22 protein-coding genes are annotated in these 15416 nt (G+C 70.8%); 11 read left to right on the top strand and 11 right to left on the bottom strand.

The genetic code is table 11. The annotated features are described in order from the left end of the window. The first annotated feature begins 228 nt into the window (after nucleotides 1-228). Nucleotides 229-768: an RNA polymerase sigma factor gene (locus tag SPOPO_RS30630; RefSeq protein WP_051098649.1), complete on the top strand. Its 540-nt coding sequence runs from the start codon at nucleotides 229-231 to the stop codon at nucleotides 766-768. Next, complete coding sequence (locus tag SPOPO_RS0119585) at nucleotides 765-1460, top strand: hypothetical protein (protein WP_019876733.1); 696 nt, start codon at nucleotides 765-767, stop codon at nucleotides 1458-1460. The genes SPOPO_RS30630 and SPOPO_RS0119585 overlap by 4 nt, the downstream gene beginning before the upstream one ends. A gap of 14 nt (nucleotides 1461-1474) precedes the next feature. Here SPOPO_RS0119585 and SPOPO_RS0119580 read toward each other — a convergent pair whose 3' ends face one another. Genes SPOPO_RS0119580 through SPOPO_RS0119570 form a run of 3 tightly spaced genes read right to left on the bottom strand, consistent with a single transcriptional unit; the run spans nucleotide 1475 to nucleotide 2720 of the window. After that, the gene (locus tag SPOPO_RS0119580) at nucleotides 1475-1867 is read right to left on the bottom strand and encodes a type II toxin-antitoxin system VapC family toxin (RefSeq protein WP_019876732.1); all 393 of its coding nucleotides are present in this window, start codon (nucleotides 1865-1867) and stop codon (nucleotides 1475-1477) included. Continuing rightward, nucleotides 1864-2088, bottom strand: coding sequence for a type II toxin-antitoxin system Phd/YefM family antitoxin (locus tag SPOPO_RS0119575; protein ID WP_019876731.1), 225 nt, complete (start codon nucleotides 2086-2088; stop codon nucleotides 1864-1866). The genes SPOPO_RS0119580 and SPOPO_RS0119575 overlap by 4 nt, the downstream gene beginning before the upstream one ends. A gap of 41 nt (nucleotides 2089-2129) precedes the next feature. Next, a complete protein-coding gene (locus SPOPO_RS0119570; protein WP_156870055.1) occupies nucleotides 2130-2720 on the bottom strand; it encodes a hypothetical protein in 591 nt (196 codons plus the stop codon). A gap of 135 nt (nucleotides 2721-2855) precedes the next feature. Here SPOPO_RS0119570 and SPOPO_RS0119565 point away from each other — a divergent pair, with 135 nt between their 5' ends. Further along, a complete protein-coding gene (locus tag SPOPO_RS0119565; protein ID WP_019876729.1) occupies nucleotides 2856-3509 on the top strand; it encodes a hypothetical protein in 654 nt (217 codons plus the stop codon). 79 nt (nucleotides 3510-3588) lie between these two features. Here SPOPO_RS0119565 and SPOPO_RS0119560 read toward each other — a convergent pair whose 3' ends face one another. Then, complete coding sequence (locus SPOPO_RS0119560; protein ID WP_019876728.1) at nucleotides 3589-4140, bottom strand: Uma2 family endonuclease; 552 nt, start codon at nucleotides 4138-4140, stop codon at nucleotides 3589-3591. Nucleotides 4141-4295: 155 nt separating this feature from the next. Between SPOPO_RS0119560 and SPOPO_RS0119555 the strand changes: the two genes are divergently transcribed. From SPOPO_RS0119555 to SPOPO_RS0119545, 3 genes are read left to right on the top strand one after another with little or no spacing between them, the layout of a single operon-like run. After that, entirely contained in the window at nucleotides 4296-4862 is a 567-nt protein-coding gene (locus tag SPOPO_RS0119555; RefSeq protein WP_019876727.1) for a hypothetical protein, read from the top strand. A 30-nt stretch (nucleotides 4863-4892) separates the two neighbouring features. Beyond that, nucleotides 4893-6092 (top strand): S8 family peptidase, encoded by a 1200-nt coding sequence (locus tag SPOPO_RS0119550; protein ID WP_019876726.1) that lies wholly within the window; start codon nucleotides 4893-4895, stop codon nucleotides 6090-6092. Nucleotides 6093-6098: 6 nt separating this feature from the next. Next, nucleotides 6099-7367 carry a WXG100 family type VII secretion target gene (locus tag SPOPO_RS0119545; protein ID WP_028984933.1) on the top strand — a complete coding sequence of 423 codons (1269 nt, stop codon included), beginning with the start codon at nucleotides 6099-6101 and terminating at the stop codon, nucleotides 7365-7367. Between the two features lie 82 nt (nucleotides 7368-7449). Here SPOPO_RS0119545 and SPOPO_RS0119540 read toward each other — a convergent pair whose 3' ends face one another. Then, nucleotides 7450-8550, bottom strand: coding sequence for an ABC transporter substrate-binding protein (locus SPOPO_RS0119540; protein ID WP_019876725.1), 1101 nt, complete (start codon nucleotides 8548-8550; stop codon nucleotides 7450-7452). A 356-nt stretch (nucleotides 8551-8906) separates the two neighbouring features. Then, on the bottom strand, nucleotides 8907-9794 hold the full coding sequence (gene ypfJ, locus SPOPO_RS0119535; RefSeq protein ID WP_019876724.1) for a KPN_02809 family neutral zinc metallopeptidase: 888 nt from the start codon (nucleotides 9792-9794) through the stop codon (nucleotides 8907-8909). Nucleotides 9795-9933: 139 nt separating this feature from the next. Here ypfJ and SPOPO_RS0119530 point away from each other — a divergent pair, with 139 nt between their 5' ends. Next, entirely contained in the window at nucleotides 9934-10269 is a 336-nt protein-coding gene (locus tag SPOPO_RS0119530; protein ID WP_156870051.1) for a DUF8129 domain-containing protein, read from the top strand. On the opposite strand, the gene SPOPO_RS30625 is transcribed toward SPOPO_RS0119530, so the two are convergent. The 5 genes from SPOPO_RS30625 to SPOPO_RS0119505 form a co-directional block, all read right to left on the bottom strand. Continuing rightward, nucleotides 10266-10817, bottom strand: coding sequence for a nuclease-related domain-containing protein (locus tag SPOPO_RS30625; RefSeq protein WP_019876722.1), 552 nt, complete (start codon nucleotides 10815-10817; stop codon nucleotides 10266-10268). The two genes, SPOPO_RS0119530 and SPOPO_RS30625, sit on opposite strands and share 4 nt — an antisense overlap. A gap of 72 nt (nucleotides 10818-10889) precedes the next feature. Beyond that, nucleotides 10890-11504 (bottom strand): M23 family metallopeptidase, encoded by a 615-nt coding sequence (locus SPOPO_RS0119520; protein WP_033386937.1) that lies wholly within the window; start codon nucleotides 11502-11504, stop codon nucleotides 10890-10892. Between the two features lie 39 nt (nucleotides 11505-11543). Continuing rightward, a complete protein-coding gene (locus SPOPO_RS0119515; RefSeq protein ID WP_019876720.1) occupies nucleotides 11544-12014 on the bottom strand; it encodes a GNAT family N-acetyltransferase in 471 nt (156 codons plus the stop codon). A gap of 62 nt (nucleotides 12015-12076) precedes the next feature. Next, nucleotides 12077-12478, bottom strand: coding sequence for a PIN domain-containing protein (locus SPOPO_RS0119510; protein ID WP_019876719.1), 402 nt, complete (start codon nucleotides 12476-12478; stop codon nucleotides 12077-12079). Between the two features lie 3 nt (nucleotides 12479-12481). Next, nucleotides 12482-12775, bottom strand: a complete 294-nt coding sequence (locus SPOPO_RS0119505; RefSeq protein WP_019876718.1) for a hypothetical protein — start codon at nucleotides 12773-12775, stop codon at nucleotides 12482-12484. 229 nt (nucleotides 12776-13004) lie between these two features. Here SPOPO_RS0119505 and SPOPO_RS0119500 point away from each other — a divergent pair, with 229 nt between their 5' ends. The 4 genes from SPOPO_RS0119500 (at nucleotide 13005) to SPOPO_RS0119485 (ending at nucleotide 15274) form a co-directional block, all read left to right on the top strand. Continuing rightward, nucleotides 13005-13880, top strand: coding sequence for a hypothetical protein (locus SPOPO_RS0119500; protein WP_156870049.1), 876 nt, complete (start codon nucleotides 13005-13007; stop codon nucleotides 13878-13880). A 29-nt stretch (nucleotides 13881-13909) separates the two neighbouring features. Beyond that, nucleotides 13910-14545 (top strand): hypothetical protein, encoded by a 636-nt coding sequence (locus SPOPO_RS0119495; protein ID WP_019876716.1) that lies wholly within the window; start codon nucleotides 13910-13912, stop codon nucleotides 14543-14545. A gap of 73 nt (nucleotides 14546-14618) precedes the next feature. Continuing rightward, complete coding sequence (locus tag SPOPO_RS0119490; RefSeq protein ID WP_019876715.1) at nucleotides 14619-14873, top strand: type II toxin-antitoxin system VapB family antitoxin; 255 nt, start codon at nucleotides 14619-14621, stop codon at nucleotides 14871-14873. 2 nt (nucleotides 14874-14875) lie between these two features. After that, nucleotides 14876-15274, top strand: a complete 399-nt coding sequence (locus SPOPO_RS0119485) for a type II toxin-antitoxin system VapC family toxin (protein ID WP_019876714.1) — start codon at nucleotides 14876-14878, stop codon at nucleotides 15272-15274. Nucleotides 15275-15416 lie beyond the last annotated feature (142 nt).

The following is a 15416-nucleotide window of genomic DNA, read 5'->3' as shown; positions in this document are numbered from 1 at the left end:
AGTTGCGACCCCGCGCCCGGCCGCGGGGGGCTCATCTTCTCCAGCCTGGCGCGCCTATCCCCCGGCCCGGATAGGCGCGGCGCGCCGGAGAAGACGAGCACGCGCCCCCCACTTCTGAGGCGTGGCGCGCCCATCCCGGGGCTCGGATAGGCGCGGCGCGCGGGAGAAGTTGGAAAGCCAGGCGTGGCGCGGCGAAAGAATCGCCGCCGAGCCGGACATTCTGTGGCCGTGAGCCCTGTCCAGGACGCGCGGCGACGCGCCAAGTTCGAGGAGCTCGTCGCCCAGGCGTACGAGCCGCTGCAGCGGTTCCTGCGTCGGCGGACCGACCCGGCGACGGCGGACGACGTCCTCGGGGACGTACTGCTCGTGCTCTGGCGACGGGTCGACGACATCCCCGCCGAGGCGCCGGTGGCGTGGTCCTACGGGGTGGCGCGAGGGTGCCTGGCGAACCACGTCCGGGGGTCGGTGCGGCAGGACCGCCTGGTCGAACGCCTGAAGCAGGAGCCCGCCGGCGGCCCGGAGCTCGGGGCCGAGCACGAGGCCCTCGACGAGGCGCTGGCTCAGCTGCCGGAGAACGACCGTGAGCTGCTGCGCCTGTGGGCGTGGGAGCAGCTCGCGCCGCGGGAGATCGCGACGGTCCTGGAGATCACGCCGAACGCCGCGAGCATCCGGCTCCACCGGGCGATCGGCAAGCTGAAGGAGCTGATGGGACGCCCCGCCACCGGCGGCACGGCGCGGAGCGAGAAGGAAAGGGGTGCGGGCGCATGAGCAACGAGAACGTCCCCTCCGACGAGTTCCCCGCTGACCTCCCGGCCGACTTCGACTTCGCCGCCGACGACGACCTCCGCGCTCTCCTCGCGGACCTGGACCCGATGGCCGAGCGCGTCCCGGTCGAACCGGTCACGAGCGCCCGGGCCCGGGAGCAGGTCGAGCGGGTGCTGGCGTCCGAGGCCCCGGTGGCCGCTCCGGCGGCGCGGTCCCGCTGGGCCCGGCCGTCCTCGTGGCTCGCCGCCGCGGCGGCGGTCGCCGCGATCGCGGTCGGGACGACCGTCGCCGTCACCGCCGGCGGGGGCGACGACAGCCGCGACGTCGTCGCCGCCCCCACCGTCCTGGCGCTGCAGGGCAACCCGAGCGACCCGATGACCTCGATGTGCCTCGCGTTCGAGGTTCAGCAGCTCGCCAAGGCACCGGTCGCGTTCGCGGGCACGGTCACCGAGATCGGCGCCGAGAAGGTCACCCTCGACGTCGACCGCTGGTTCACCGGCGGGACCGCGGAGGTCGTCACCGTCGCGACCCCGGAGGGCATGCCGACCGCCGCCCTCGACGGCGTGAACTGGGAGACCGGCAAGCGGTACCTGATCAGTGCCACCGACGGCATGGTCGACGCCTGCGGCTACAGCGGCCCCGCCACCCCCGAGTTCGAGAAGCAGTTCGAGCAGGCCTTCCCGACCGCTTCCTGACGGCCGATCAGGAACTACCAGAGCACCGGCAGTCCGGGGAGCTCCGAGAACACGTTGTCCCGGGTGACCAGCGTCGCCTGCGCGAGCATTGCCTGCGCAGCCAGCATCCGGTCAAACGGATCGGGGTGTGCCCAGGTCATCGTCCCGGCGCGAATCGCGTCGGCCGCGGTGATGGGCCTGTGGTGCGCACCGAGCCGACGGCAGTACATGTCGTGCTGACTGACCAACGCCTCTGCCTCCGGCCACTTGCCGCTGTGGAACTTGATGGCCAACTCCCACGCCGTCACGGCGGAGACGAGCACGTCGTTGCCGATGTCCGTGATTGCCCCACGGGCGCGGTCGGAGAGTCGGTCCGGTGCACTGACCGCCCAGGCGTACGCGTGGGTGTCCAGCAGCAAAGTGCTCATGTCCAGCGGGCCAGGTCTGCCTCGTTCAAAGGGTCGAACAGGTCGTCCGGAAGATCGAGCGGGACGAACCCGAGCTCGCGACCAGGCGGCGGTGCGACCGGGACCAAGCGCACGAGTGGCCGACCGGCGCGTGCCACGACGACGTCCTCGCCCGCGAGGGCGGCATCGAGCAAGCGGGAAAGATTCGCCTTCGCCTCGGCCACGTTGTAAGTGCTGGTCATGATGGTCAGACTAACATGACCAACTCGGGTCGGCCCGCCTGTCATGCGCACCTCACCAAAGGGGTCGGCGGTGTCACTATCACGGGCAACGGCGGCAGCCCGCGCAACGCGGCGATCACCAGCAGGATGTTGCGGAGTCCCGCACGAGTGAAGGGGTCGACGTCCAGGCCGGGCGGCAACTCATCGATCTCCTCCTGCCACTCCGGATCGACGCCCTGTGGGCCCGCCCGGTGAGCTTGGTAGCGGAGGGCCGACGCCACGACTGCCGCAGCCTCGGCGTCCGCACGTCGGGAGACCACGCGAATGAGATCTGATGGCAGCCATCCCGCCGTGGTGTGCCCGTCGACGAGCAGGTCCATCGTGCGCGCTAGCCGAATGCTCAGCCGCTCCGCGCGCGAGCCCGTCCGGGTGAGCAGGGCTTCAGCGAAGCGACCTGCGTGCTCCGGATTGGCGACAACCAAACTGACCAGGACGGAGGCCCAACACATCAAGTCGTGATCGGCCCGTTCCAGGAGCATCGCGGTCTCGCCGGTGCGAGTGGGGACGCGCCGGCCCGCTTTCTGAGGACGACGAGTGGCGGTGCGGTTCTTCCTGCGCCGATTCCGGCGGCGCTGCCGGGTTCGAGTGGTCATGGGCGAACCCTGGACCCGGCCACCGACAGTCGGCTTCTGCGCAGGTCAGAGGCCCACGAAGAATTTCTGTGCCCCGACGAAAGAGCTCCAGGGGTGCCGGACATCCAGTGTGTGACAGGAGAGGGGGGATGGCGGATGAGCGAGTCCTTCGGTGGGACCTCGGACGAGGACCGACGGCTGCGGGCGCTGCTCACCGGCCTCGACCCGATGTCCGCTCGGGTCCCTGTCGATCCACACACCAGTCCGCGGGCCCGCCAACAACTGGAGCAGATCATGTCGCAGAACACCGAGTTCGAGACCCCCGTCGCTCAGCGCGCGGGGCGGGGCAAGACCTGGCTCGCCGCCGCGGCGGCCGTGGCCGCGATCGCGGTGGGCACCACCGTCGCCGTGACGTCGAACGGGGGCGAGGACGGCGAGCAGGTCGTCGCCGCCCCGACCGTGATGGAGCTGCAGGGCAACCCCAGCGACCCGCTGATGTCGATGTGCCTCGCCTTCGACGTTCAGCAGCTCGCCAAGGCGCCGGTCGCGTTCGGCGGCACGGTCACCGAGATCGGCAACGAGAAGGTCACTCTCGACGTCGACCGCTGGTACAAGGGCGGCAACGCGGACGTCGTCACCGTGAAGACCCCGGAGGGCATGCCCACCGCGGCGCTCGACGGCGTCAACTGGGAGAAGGGTCAGCGCTACCTGATCTCCGCGAACGACGGCATGGTCGACGGCTGCGGCTACAGCGGCCCCGCCTCCGCCGATTTCGAGAAGCAGTTCGAGAAGGCCTTCCCGGCTTCCTGAGTCGGCGTCAGACACACTAACGTCAGCGGGATCGTGCGCTATAGCGCGCGATCCCGCTGACGTTACGAGGGATTCGGCGTCAGGCGAGAAGCGCGGCCGGCGAGAGCGTCACCGGGTACGGCGCCTCGACGTCGATCTGCTCCTCACCGACGGCAGCAGCGACGAGTCGGTAGGACCCTGCATCGAGGGTGAACACCTCGATCGCCCCGGGAACGCTCGGGTCCAGCAGCCAGTACGAGGAAACGCCGATGCGCGCGTAGTGCGCCTTCTTGAGGTTCCGGTCGTACAGGGAGGTGCTCCGCGACAGGACCTCGGCCGCCATCAGCGGAGCGACGGTCAGGTTCCGCTCCCCGATGTCGGAGCGCCGGGCAACCAGCACGTCGGGCTGCACGACGCTGTCGGTTGCCGACTGGACGTCGAAGGGCGCGATCACCACCTCGAGCTCCGGCGGACAGGCCGCGTGCAGGGCCATGCCGAGGCGGAAGAGCATGCGCTGGTGCGCATGCGTCGGCGACGGGTTCACCAGCAACATCCCGTCGATGAGCTCGTACCTGCGACCGTCATCCGGCATCGACTCCAGGTCAGCCACCGTGAGGGGCCGACTTCGAAGCGCCGTGAACTGATCGGTCATAGCTCCCATGGTCCCCCGCTTTCTCCCCGAGGGCGAGCCTGTCGCACCTTCGTCCCGTTCGGGCGGCCGGTGGACAACCGCGGCAGGTACTTGCCGAGTCCGGACTCGGTTCGGTTGGCTGGTCCCCCCACCCGTCGCGGCCGGAGGGACCTGCCGTGGCCAACGCGCCGACACCCAAGCCGGGCGAGCCCGGGTTCATCGGACCCATGCTGACCCCGCCCGGTCACACCGCCACGCCGTTCGACGTCGTCCAGGTCTCGACGTCCGAGCTGCGCGACTACCTGAGCGCGGTCCTGATACCCCTCGAGGAGGCAGCCGGTCGGCTGGTCGGCGACTTCCGCGGGGCACCGATCGAGGAGGATCTTTTCGGTCCGATCCCGGAGGCGCAGAACCTGGCTCGCGTCCACCGCGCGGCGCACGAGATCTACGACGCGACGCTGCTCGGCCTGCAGGCGGACATCACCGGCCTGGTCGAGAAGCTCCGCGCCTGCATCGACGCCTACGACTGCCGCGACGCCGACGTCGAGGCCGACCTGATCCGGATCTCCCAGGGCTACGTCGGCGCCAGCGGATCCGGCTTCCGCTCCGAGACCGCGTACCAGCAGGCGGTCGCCGCCGCCCAGGCCTCTCCCGCTCCCCCGCCCCCGGCTCCCCCGCCAACCCAACCGGATCCGGAACGCGTCGCACCACCCCCGCCGGCCACCGGCAGGCCAGGATTCTGAGTGACGGTCAGCGAGCGAGTGGAGTAACGAGTGGGTCTGTCACGAGTCCGAGCCGGCACCGCGGCGCTGACTGTCCTCACCCTGGCAACCCTCGCCGGGGGCCCGGCGCTCGCCGCTGACGCGGACGACGGCTTCGGCAAGAACGCCTGGTGGTACCAGGCCATGAAGATCGACGACGCCCACCAGATCTCCACCGGCAAAGGCGTCACCATCGCCGTCATCGACGGCCCGATCGACCCCTCCGTCCCCGAGTTGAAGGGACAGGACGTCACCCCGGTCAAGAACTTCTGCGGCGGCAAACCCACCGCCACCGGTCCACTCGCGTCCCACGGCACTGGGGTGGTGGTCAAGATTGTCGGCAACGGGAAGGGCACTGCCCCGGGCGGAGTCGGTGTCGCTGGCATAGCGCCCGAAGCCACGGTCCGTGCGTACGCCGTGGACGTCGACGCCGCCCCTGGATTGCAGTGCCCGACGAAGACAATGAACCAAGGCTTCGCCGACGCCATCGAGGCGGCCGTCAAAGACGGCGCGCGCATCATCAGCATGTCTGTCGCAGGGGATCGCCCGGCTGCAGCTGAGCGCGCAGCCGTCGAGCAAGCGTTCGCCGCGGGCGCGGTAGTCGTGGCCGGTGTCGGTAACGCACCCGAGGCGACGTCCACGAACTACCCCGCGGCCTACCCCGGCGTGGTCGCTGTGGCGGCAGTAGACCGAGAGGCCCGCCCCTGGAGCGGCAATCCCCCTGCTAATCGAGAAGCCTTCGTCATCGCCGCCCCTGGAGTACGGGTGACGACCGGCGGATTCGATGGGGTCACCTGGTCGAGCGCCGGCTTCGCTACGGGCACCTCGGAAGCTACGCCGCTGGTGGCAGGCGCGCTCGCACTCGTGGCCTCGAAGTACCCCAACGCGACGGGGAACCAACTCATCTCCCACCTCATCCACAACCCGGGCGGGACCCAGACTTTCGGCCGTACCCCCGACCTCGGCTACGGGATCGTCTCCCCGACCAAGATGCTGGCTTCCGACCCCACCCAATGGCCGGACACCAACCCCCTGCTACCGCCGTCGACCCCGAGTCCCGATTCGTCGTCGAGCCCGCCGGCACCGACCGCGACCGTGGCATCCGAGGACGGCGGCAGCGGCGGGACTGCACTGTGGGCAGTACTCGCTGCCCTGATCGCCGTACTCGGGATCGGGGCCGCTGTGCTCGCCCGTCGACGGCAGGCGAGATGAGGTGCGATGAACCAACCCGCTGACGCCGACCCGCAGGTCCTGCTCGACCTGCTCGTGCGAACACGTGAGGACGTCGAGCGCGACCGGGTCGCGCTCGCCGCCGCCACGTGGGAGAAAGTCGTCGCCGAGCTGAACCGGATCGCCGACGGGCTCGATCCGCACCAGGGCGAAACCTTCCGCCACTCCTGGCAGGGCCGCGCCGCGGACGCCGCAACCGCCGCCTTCGACCGGATCGCCACTGCCGCCCGAGAACACGCCCGCCAGGCGCAGTCGGTCGCCGACGCCCTCCGGTCCGGCGAGGCGGCGGTCAACGACGTCTCCCACAAGGTGTTCACCGAGATCGGGACCAAGCTCCAGGCCAAGAAGCGCGGCGGGCTGTTCGGCGGAGTCGCCGACTGGGTCGAGGACCGCTTCGACGACCAACCCGACGTCGACCGCGACGAACAGATCCAGCGCATTCACGCGGCCTACGGCGAATTCATCGGTGCCATGCAAACCCACACGCACTCCGTTGCCGCGGAGTTCTCCACACACGCAAGATCAGACAACCAGATCAACGAGGGTTTCGTTGCCGCGAATGTGTCGCAACCTGCCAGTACCCCGGCGACCGAACTCGGCGCGACCACTCGTCCTTCCTACCGGGCAAGTTCGTCATCCAGTCCTGCGCGTAGCGCCGTAGGTTCGACAAATCTGAGTCCAGTTGCCATCACCCAACACGTTGGACCCGGCCCCCTCTCCGAAGCATTCTCGGCGGCGAGCTCCCTTCGCGTCCCCACATCGGCTGACCCCTCTGCCGACTCGAACTCGCACCTCGGACTCCTCGGCGGCGGGGCGGCGGCGCTGGGGGCGGCGGGGATCGCGGCGGGGGCGGCGTACGGGCTCGCCCGGGGTCAGTCGAACGCGGCGAGACCCGCTTCCGCGGGAGCGTCCCCACCCGGAGTTCTCGGCGGCTCGTCGGCGCGGTCCACCGCCGGCCCCGTCCTCGGCGGCGCGACCGGATCGTCCCCCGGCAACGTCCCCGTGACCGGTGGCACGACGAGCGGGGCGTTTGGCCCCGGCGCCCGGACCCCCGCCTCACCCGGAGCCGGGATGGTAGGCGCCATCGGCGGATCGCCTCCGGCCGGCGGCGGAGCCAAGGGGCCGAGTACGCGCTACGGCCCCGCGCCCACCCTCGCCGAGGACTCGTCGCGCCCGGCGCCGCAAGCGCGGCGAGGGCCGCGACGTCCTCTCCGCCGGATCCCGTGGCGATCCGCCGCTGCCCGGCGAGCCGGATGACGAGGAAGGGCCATAGCGTCCGGGAAAGTGGTCGTCGGGACAACCACTTCCACGGACGTAAGCGGCGTCAAGGCGGCAGGGATCAGGACTCCGGGGACGCCGTTGACGTCGAGGTCCCGGTCGGGGCCGGGGAAGCAGCGGCGAGCTTGCCGAGGGAGTGGTCGATGTCGGCGATCACCTTGCGGGCGGCGACGGCGCCGCCGAACTCCCAGTGGTTCCCGACGATGACGACGTTGCCGTCCTCGACGACGTCGAGGGTGTCCCACAGCGGGCTCTCCTCGTGGGCGGTGGAGCCACCGCGGACCTCGAGGAAGAGCAGGTCGCACTCGAGCAGGTCGACGCGCTCGCGGGAGAGCTCGATGGTGCCGTACTCGTCGACCTCGACGTCGTCGAGGACGTCGGGAGCCTGGAAACCGAGCTCACTGAGGAGAATCGTCCCGAGGACACCGCGCTCCCCCGCGGCGGACAGGACGTTGATCGCGACGAAGTCGGGCGTCGACTTCGCCTCGGTGACGCCGAGCGAGGAGATCAGCGAGCCGTACTCCGCGCTGAGGGCGGCGAGCATGCCGTCGGTCTCGGTGATGTACTCCTCCGCCTGGGTCTCGCGGCCGAGGAGCTTGCCGTAGGCGCGCAGGGTGGCGCGCCAGTCCTGGAACGAGGCGGTGCCGCCGTAGCGGGTGCCGGGGTCGCGGGTCTCGGACGTGGGGACGACGAGCAGCGGCGCGATCTGGCGGAGGTCGTCCTCGAAGCCGGAGCCGTCGATCTGGTCGAAGGGGAGCAGGATCAGGTCCGGTTGCGCGGCCGCGACGATCTCGACGTTCATGTCGTACTGGAAGCCGGGGTCGGCGAGCTCGCGCGTCGCGAAGTACGTGTGCAGGTAGTGCTGCGGGTCCTCGCGGTAGGACGTGGCGTCGAAACAGCCGATGACCTTGGTCGTGTCGTAGCCGAGCGCGGTCAGGTAGTCGACGGTCATGAGGTCGGCGAAGATGCGCTGCGGGTCGGTGGGGATCTCGACCGGGCCGTACGCGCCGTCGACGGTGCGCCGCGTCGCGGTGGGGGTGCTGCTGGCGCTGGGGCCGGCGTCATCGTCGTCGTCGGCGCAGGCGGCGAGGAACCCGGCGGCGGCGATCAGGGACAGGAACTGACGACGCGTCGCGGCGTCGTCGATCTCGTGGACGAGCACGGGTGACCTCCGAGGGTCCGGCAGGTTAGGTGAGCCTGACCTTAGACCCTGAGGCAGGGGTTGCGCTGCAGGTCAGGGACGCGCCGCGGCGGGCGAGGGCCTCGAGCATCGCGTCGCTCGCCCCACCGGGCCGGTGTCGACGAGCGTCACGCCGTCGGGGTCGGACCAGACGTAGAGCTAACTGTCACGCCTTCCAGGGATTGACGAGCTCGATACCCTGTCTCAGCGAAGTCGGCCGAGTCCCGCGTGTCGATGGAACTGCGCCGCGTGCGCAGTTCAGCACCGCGCCGGAGCGCACGGCCGGGGCCGATCTGCACACCCGGCGCAGGAGCGCCCACCCAGGACCTGACGCGACGTCAGGCGAAGGTGTCGCAGGAATCGAGGTCGCCGCTCTCGCGGCCGGTGGTGAACCAGCGCTCGCGCTGGGCGGCGCTGCCGTGGGTCCAGGACTCGGGGTCGACGCGGCCGGTGGACTTCTGCTGGATCCGGTCGTCGCCGACGGCCGCGGCGGCGGCCTGGGCCTCGCGGACCTCGTCCTCGCTGACGGAGACGTTGCCGGCGTCGTCGGCGAGGCGGCTCCAGATGCCGGCGTAGCAGTCGGCCTGAAGCTCGAAGGCGACGGAGAGCTGGTTCGCCTTCCTCGGGGATGAGCGCTGGGCGTCGCGCATCTCGTCCTCGGTGCCGAGGATCGTCTGCAGGTGGTGGCCGACCTCGTGGGCGAGGATGTAGGCCTGCGCGTAGCGGCCGGCCGCGCCGAACTCGCGCTGCAGCGCGGCGAGGAAGCCGATGTCGATGTAGATCGACTGGTCACCCGGGCAGTAGAACGGCCCGACCTGCGAGGAGGCGCGCCCACACCCGCCGGTGCTGACGGCGGACTCGAAGAACGTCAGCGCGGGACGCTCGTAGCGTTCGCCGCGGCGGGCGAACTCGGCGGACCAGACCTCGTCGAGCTCGTTGTAGACCTTGACGAGGTAGCAGTCGTCGTACCGGTCGATGGCGCCCTCGGTGTTGCAGCGCGTCTGCAGGTCGCCGGAGGTGTCGGCCTGACTCTGGACGCTCCCGTCGGCCGGGAACAGCAGCGACGGGTCGATGCCCCCGCCTCCCCCGCCGAGGACGCTGATCAGGGCGTAGACCAGCAGGCCCACGATCCCGACCCCGCCGCCGCCGATGGCCGCGGCGCTGCCCTTGCCCCGGCGGTCGCGGACCCCGGAGGCGTCGACGGAGCTGTCGTCGAACTTGATCACCGTCCGGACGCTACTCCCACCCCGCCCGCCGCCTACGCTCGGCCGCGCCACGGAAACTCCCGGTAAGCGGACGGACGGCGCCGGCCCAAGCCGGGGCGCGCGGGGTGGCAAGGCCGCCGGTCGCGGTTAAGCTGCCGCTGTGGTGCGACAACGAGTGCTCCTCGTTCTTCTGGCCGGCGCGGTGGCGGTTCTGCTCGCCCGGGTGATGCGCCGGTCGGCGCCGCCCCCGACGGCTGCGCGGACTGACGTCCCGTCAGTTCCCGCGGAGACCCGCGCGCCCGACCCGCTCCCGATCGAGCAGTACGACGAGCTGCGGGCCGTCGACATCGCCGCGTCGATCAAGACCCTCGACGACCCCGCCGAGGTACAGCGCGTCCTCGAGTACGAGGAGGCCCACAACAAGCGGGTGACGGTGTTCAAGGCCGCGAAGGCCCGTCTGCGCGCGCTCGAGCAGCAGAAGACCGTCGAGGTCTAGGCCGGCACGCAGCGGGAGTTCAGGACGGCGCGGACCTCGGCCCGGTCGTGGTCGTCGAGGTCCCCGTCCGCGGTCAGGAGCGTCGTCAGGCCGCGGAGGTCGACGAGCGCGATGCCCGTGATCGACTCGCTCACCCACGGGAGCGGCGTGTCGACGAAGCACAGGGCCCCGTGGACGCCGACGGTGTGGCCGGCGTCGACGAGGACGCGCTGGAGCGTCACGACCTCGCGGCGGAGGTCGTCGACGAGCTCGGTGCGGTCGCGGTAGTTGATGAAGAGCCGCTCGTCGCGCGGGGTGATGATCCCGCCGGTGCGGCGGACCTCGTGCGGGCCGTAGTGCGTCTTCGCGTCGACGAGCCAGACCCCGGACCGCGCGACGACGAGGTGGTCGACGGTCTCCCGGCTCGGCCGGCCGTTCGACCCGACCAGCCGGCGGTTGTGCAGGACGAGGACGTCCGGGAGCGCGGTGATCGCCACCGTCGCGGGATCGAGCTCCCGCCGGCGGTCCGTCTCCCGTCGCGCTCCGCGGCGGAGGGGCAGTCCGATCACGACTGATGTATCGGCACCTGGTGACCGAACGTGAGGGTGAACTGGGACGCGTCGGCGACCCACAGCGGGTCCTCAGCAGGCCGCGTCGCAGGGTGGGATCTCGCCGCGGTCCTTGCGGAGCTCGCGGATCGCTTTCGCCGGGGAGCGGTCCTTGCCGTCGCGCCAGGCGTCAAGGTAGGGGGCGGGGGCGAGCATGCCGCGGCGGACCCACCAGGCCCGGTGGGGTGTCGGCCAGGACAGGCCGAAGTGCACGTGGGGACTGGTGCCGCGGGCGCTGCCGGTCCGGCCGACCTGGCCGAGCCGCCGGCCGGCGGTGACGCGCTCCCCCGACTCGATGCGGCGGTTGAGAACCGACAGGTGCGAGTAGTAGTAGCGGACCCCGTCGTCACCGAGAATCGAGACCGACAGCCCCCCGCGGGTGGCGCCGTCGTTCCTCCGCGGGTTCCAGCGGTCGCGCCGGCTCACCTCGTCGATCACCCCGTCGGTGACCGAGACGATCGGGCATCCCTCGCGGGCGAACACGTCACTCGCCGGGTAGTCGTGGTGGGTCCGGCCGTAGCTCGCGTCGCAGTCCCGGATCGGGAAGACGTACGACGGCGAGGGGGACGCCACCGACCCGGCTGTCGTTGTCCCGCCGGCCCACGTCATCGCGAACGCCACGCCGATCGCCACCAAGATTCGCACCATGTCCTCCCCCGTGCCCACGTCCACGTCGGCGAACCCCGGTCAGATCTCCCGGTGGAAGTAGAACGCCCGCTCCCCGGTCTCGGGGTACTCGATCTCGGTGAACCCGTGGGAGCGGTAGAACCGCTGGGCGTCGACGTCGCCCTCGTCGACGTTGATCTCGAAGGTCGTGACGCCCCGTTCCTTCGCGGCGGCGATCGCGCGGGTGAGGACCGCGGCCCCGATCCCGCGACTGCGAAGCTCGGGGCGGACGTAGAGCTCCTCCAGCAGGGCCACCGGCCCCGGGCTCCACAGGCTCGGGCGGAACGTCGTCACCGCGACCGCGACCGCCGGCTCCCCCGCGAGCAGGATCTCGAAGTCGGACCGGGTCACCAGGGTCCGGATCCGCTCCGCCAGCTCCGCGACCGGCGGGGTCGGGCAGTCGAACTCGACGTTGAAGTCGTGGAGCAACTGGGCCGCGCTCTCCGCTTCCGCGGGCCCGCACACCCGGACGACGTGGTTCGCATCGGTCATGATCCGAGCATGCCAAAGGCTCGCCAGCCCGACCCGCGGATGCCCCTGACGCAATCGGCTGCCTAGAGCGCCGCCACCGAGACGGCCTCGGCGTGGGCGACCAGGCGCCGCAGATCCTTCGGGTCTCCCGTCGCGATGATGGCGCCGGCGGAGAGGTCGGCCACCGCGACGAGGAACGCGTCGATCGCCAGCGTGGAGTCCGCCCTGCAGGCCCCGAGCAATTGACCCGCACGAACCGCGACACGGCTGTCGACCGCGTGCACCTCGACGCGTTCGCGGCGGAGACCGGCGAAGACGGCAGCGTCTTGGGAACGTCCGCGCACGACCTCCGCGAGGACCGCAGCGACGGTCGCAACGGGAAGTTCGCGGCGGCGCATCTCGCCAACAAGCGCACGAACGCGGTCGCGCCGGTCGGCCGGGCCGTTCGCGATGGACGAGAGGGCCTCGCTGTCCAGCAGGAGCACCGCTCACCCGGCCCGGCGGCGACGGCGAGGGGCGGTCTTCGACGCGGACGCCCGCGAGGCGTCCCATGCTTCGACAAGGTCCGCGGCCCAGGCGAGAGTCTCGGTCGGGACGGGCCCGTGCTCCCGTTCGAGCTCGACGAGCCAGTCGTCGACGGCCGCGAGGTGCCGGACCCGCGTCAGGTACGCGGCGACGGCCGAATCCACGGCGGCCGACAGACTCCTTGCTCCCACCAGAGCGCGCAGTTCCTCCAGCTGCTCCGAGTCGAGCGTCAGCGTCACCTTCGTCTTGGGTGCCATGGCCGTATGGTAGTACCTTCATACGACTAACTGGTCGCCCCGGCCGTCTCCTGGTCCGGCGGCCGACGGTTATCCACAGCTCTGCCGACCCCCTTCCCCTCGCCCTCTCCCCCGGGCACAGTTGCGCCACTTCACACCACTGGGGGGACGGATGGACGAGCGGACGGTCAGATCGTTCGAGGCACTGAATCGTCGGGAGACGCCGACCGATGCGCTGACACCACGTCAGTTGCGGAAGGTCCGGTCACTGACGCGGGCAGCTCTCGCCGATCGCGGGATCGAGGCGGCGATCTACGCCGACCACCTGAAGACCTTGGACGGGCGAACGTTCGGGCTGCACAACCTGATCTCGAAGTGCCGGACGAGCGGGCTGCCCGTCGAACTCTGGGACGAGGTCGTGCGGCTCCACTTCGACGCGCTGCTCGACGCGTTCCCCGACGGGGCCGACCCGGGCGTGGTGCCCGCCGACGAGTTGGAGGCGAACACCTTCGTCCGGCTGCAGGTCGAGGAGGCGCTCCCCCGCGACTGGCACCCGCACTACCGCTACGTCCGACGTATCGGGGGCGGGTTGATCGAGCTGCTCGCGCACCGGAGGGACGACATGGTCCGCTGGCTCCGGGACGAGGACCTGGAGCCCCACGGCGCCGAACGGCTCCGTGAGGTCGGACTGGCCAACGTCCGAGCCGTCGAACCGGACGAGCACGTGATCGTGGAGGAAGGCAAGCTGCGCTTCCACGTGGTCCGCGGGGAGTCGGGCTTTATCGCGTCGAAGTTGCTCGTCCTCCCGGACCTGCTCGCCGACGTCCTCGGTCGGCGGTCCTGGCCCGAGGGGGTCGCCGTCGCGGTGCCGTCCCGCTACGAGATCGCGTTCGCGCCCGTCGGCCCCGGGATCCTCGGCGGCACCGCGGGGCTGTGGTCCTACGCGGCGTGGGCCTGCGCGCACCGCGCCGGGCCGCTGAGCCCGTACCTGTACTGGTGGCGGGACGGTCGGGTCACCCAGCTGAGCTACTTCGGGCCCGACGGCAACGGCCACCTCTACCCCAACCCCGCCTACGAAGCCCTTGTGGAGCGCTACGACCCCGACGGGATCACCGGCGCCGCCTGACTCCTCCAACCAACTACCGAAGGATCGCCATGCCTGAGACCACCGCTCTGACGCCGCGTCAGCTCCGCGACCACACCTATCCGCTGCTGCTCGCCGTGACCGACCGCGGGACCAAGGGCCGCCCCGGGTTCACCTACGCCCGCCCGGTCGGCGAGGACCTCGTCGAGTTCCTGGCGCACCGGGACGGCGACGACCTGCGGCTGCTGCACGACGACGAGGTCGCGACGGTCGGTGCGGCCGAGCTGTTCACGCTGGCCCGCGAGCGGCTGCGGCTGCTTCCGTTCGAGAGCTCCGAGTGCGTGCAGCAGGACGGCGGGGAGTTCCACGTCCTCCGCGGGGCGACGGAGCTCACCGCGGGCAAGCTCGTCCTGCTGCCCGAGGTCCTGCGGTCCGTGCTCGGCGTCGCGACCGAGACCCCCGCCGGGCTGCTCGTCTCGGTGCCGACCCCGCACGAACTCGTGTGCGCCCCGGTCGCCGGCGACCTCCCCGCGACCCTGCTCTACCTCGCCCGGTACACCCTGATGACCTACGAGCAGAGCCGCCGGCCCCTGAGCCCGGTCACCTACTGGTGGCACGAGGGCGTCCTCACCCCGGTCGTCACCATGGACGAGGACGGGATGGTCGATTTCCACCTCCCACCCGCCTTCCTCGACGCCGCGTCGTGACGCGACGCATCGCGGTGCCGAGCCGCCCGATATCTACCTGGACAGGAAGAAGGAAAGAAGGCAATCTTTATCCATGGTGTTGAACATCAAGGACGCCGGCACCGACCGCGTCGTCCGCGAACTGGCCGCCGCGACCGGAGAGTCGATCACGGTCGCCATTCGGGTGGCCGTGGAGGAGCGGCTGGCGCGTGTCCGTCGGCGCAACGCGGCCGCAACGACGTCCGACGTCCTCACCGAGATCATCCGCCGGGGACGCGCACGTGCGGTGGTCGACAGCCGCGGCGAGGACGAGATCCTCGGGTACGGACCCGACGGCATCCCGGCCTGACCGTGGTCGTCGACACCTCAGCGCTGGTGGCCGTCGTCCTCGGCGAGGCCGACGCCGAGCGCTACGTCCAGGCGCTCCAGACGAGTGCGGAATCGTGGATCTCGGCCGTCAACGCGGTCGAAGCGAGCATCGTGGTGGAAGCGCGCCACGGCCCGGAAGCGGCACGCGACCTCCACCTGTTGCTCGACACGGCCGAGGTCGGGGTCCGGCCCGTCGGTCCTGACGACGTTCGATTCGCCGTCGACGCCTGGCGCCGATTCGGCAAGGGTCGCCACCCTGCCGGTCTGAACCTCGGCGACTGTTTCGCCTACGCACTCGCGCACGCCACGGGCGACGTGCTGCTGTTCAAGGGCGAGGACTTCCGCCAGACCGACATCACGCCGGCAATCCTCGGGCCCTAGGAGGAAGCAGACGGCCCCCGACGACCAGGTCTCCCAGTCGGTCGTGATCAGACAGCTTGGGCCCGGCGATCGAATCCGCAGGCGAGGCCAGCTGACCCACCGTCACCAGTACCAGAAATCGGTCGACGTTCTGTCCAGCAGA

Source organism: Sporichthya polymorpha DSM 43042 (assembly GCF_000384115.1).
GTDB classification, from domain to species: Bacteria; Actinomycetota; Actinomycetes; order Sporichthyales; family Sporichthyaceae; genus Sporichthya; species Sporichthya polymorpha.
This window is presented reverse-complemented; position numbering and strand designations above follow the sequence as displayed.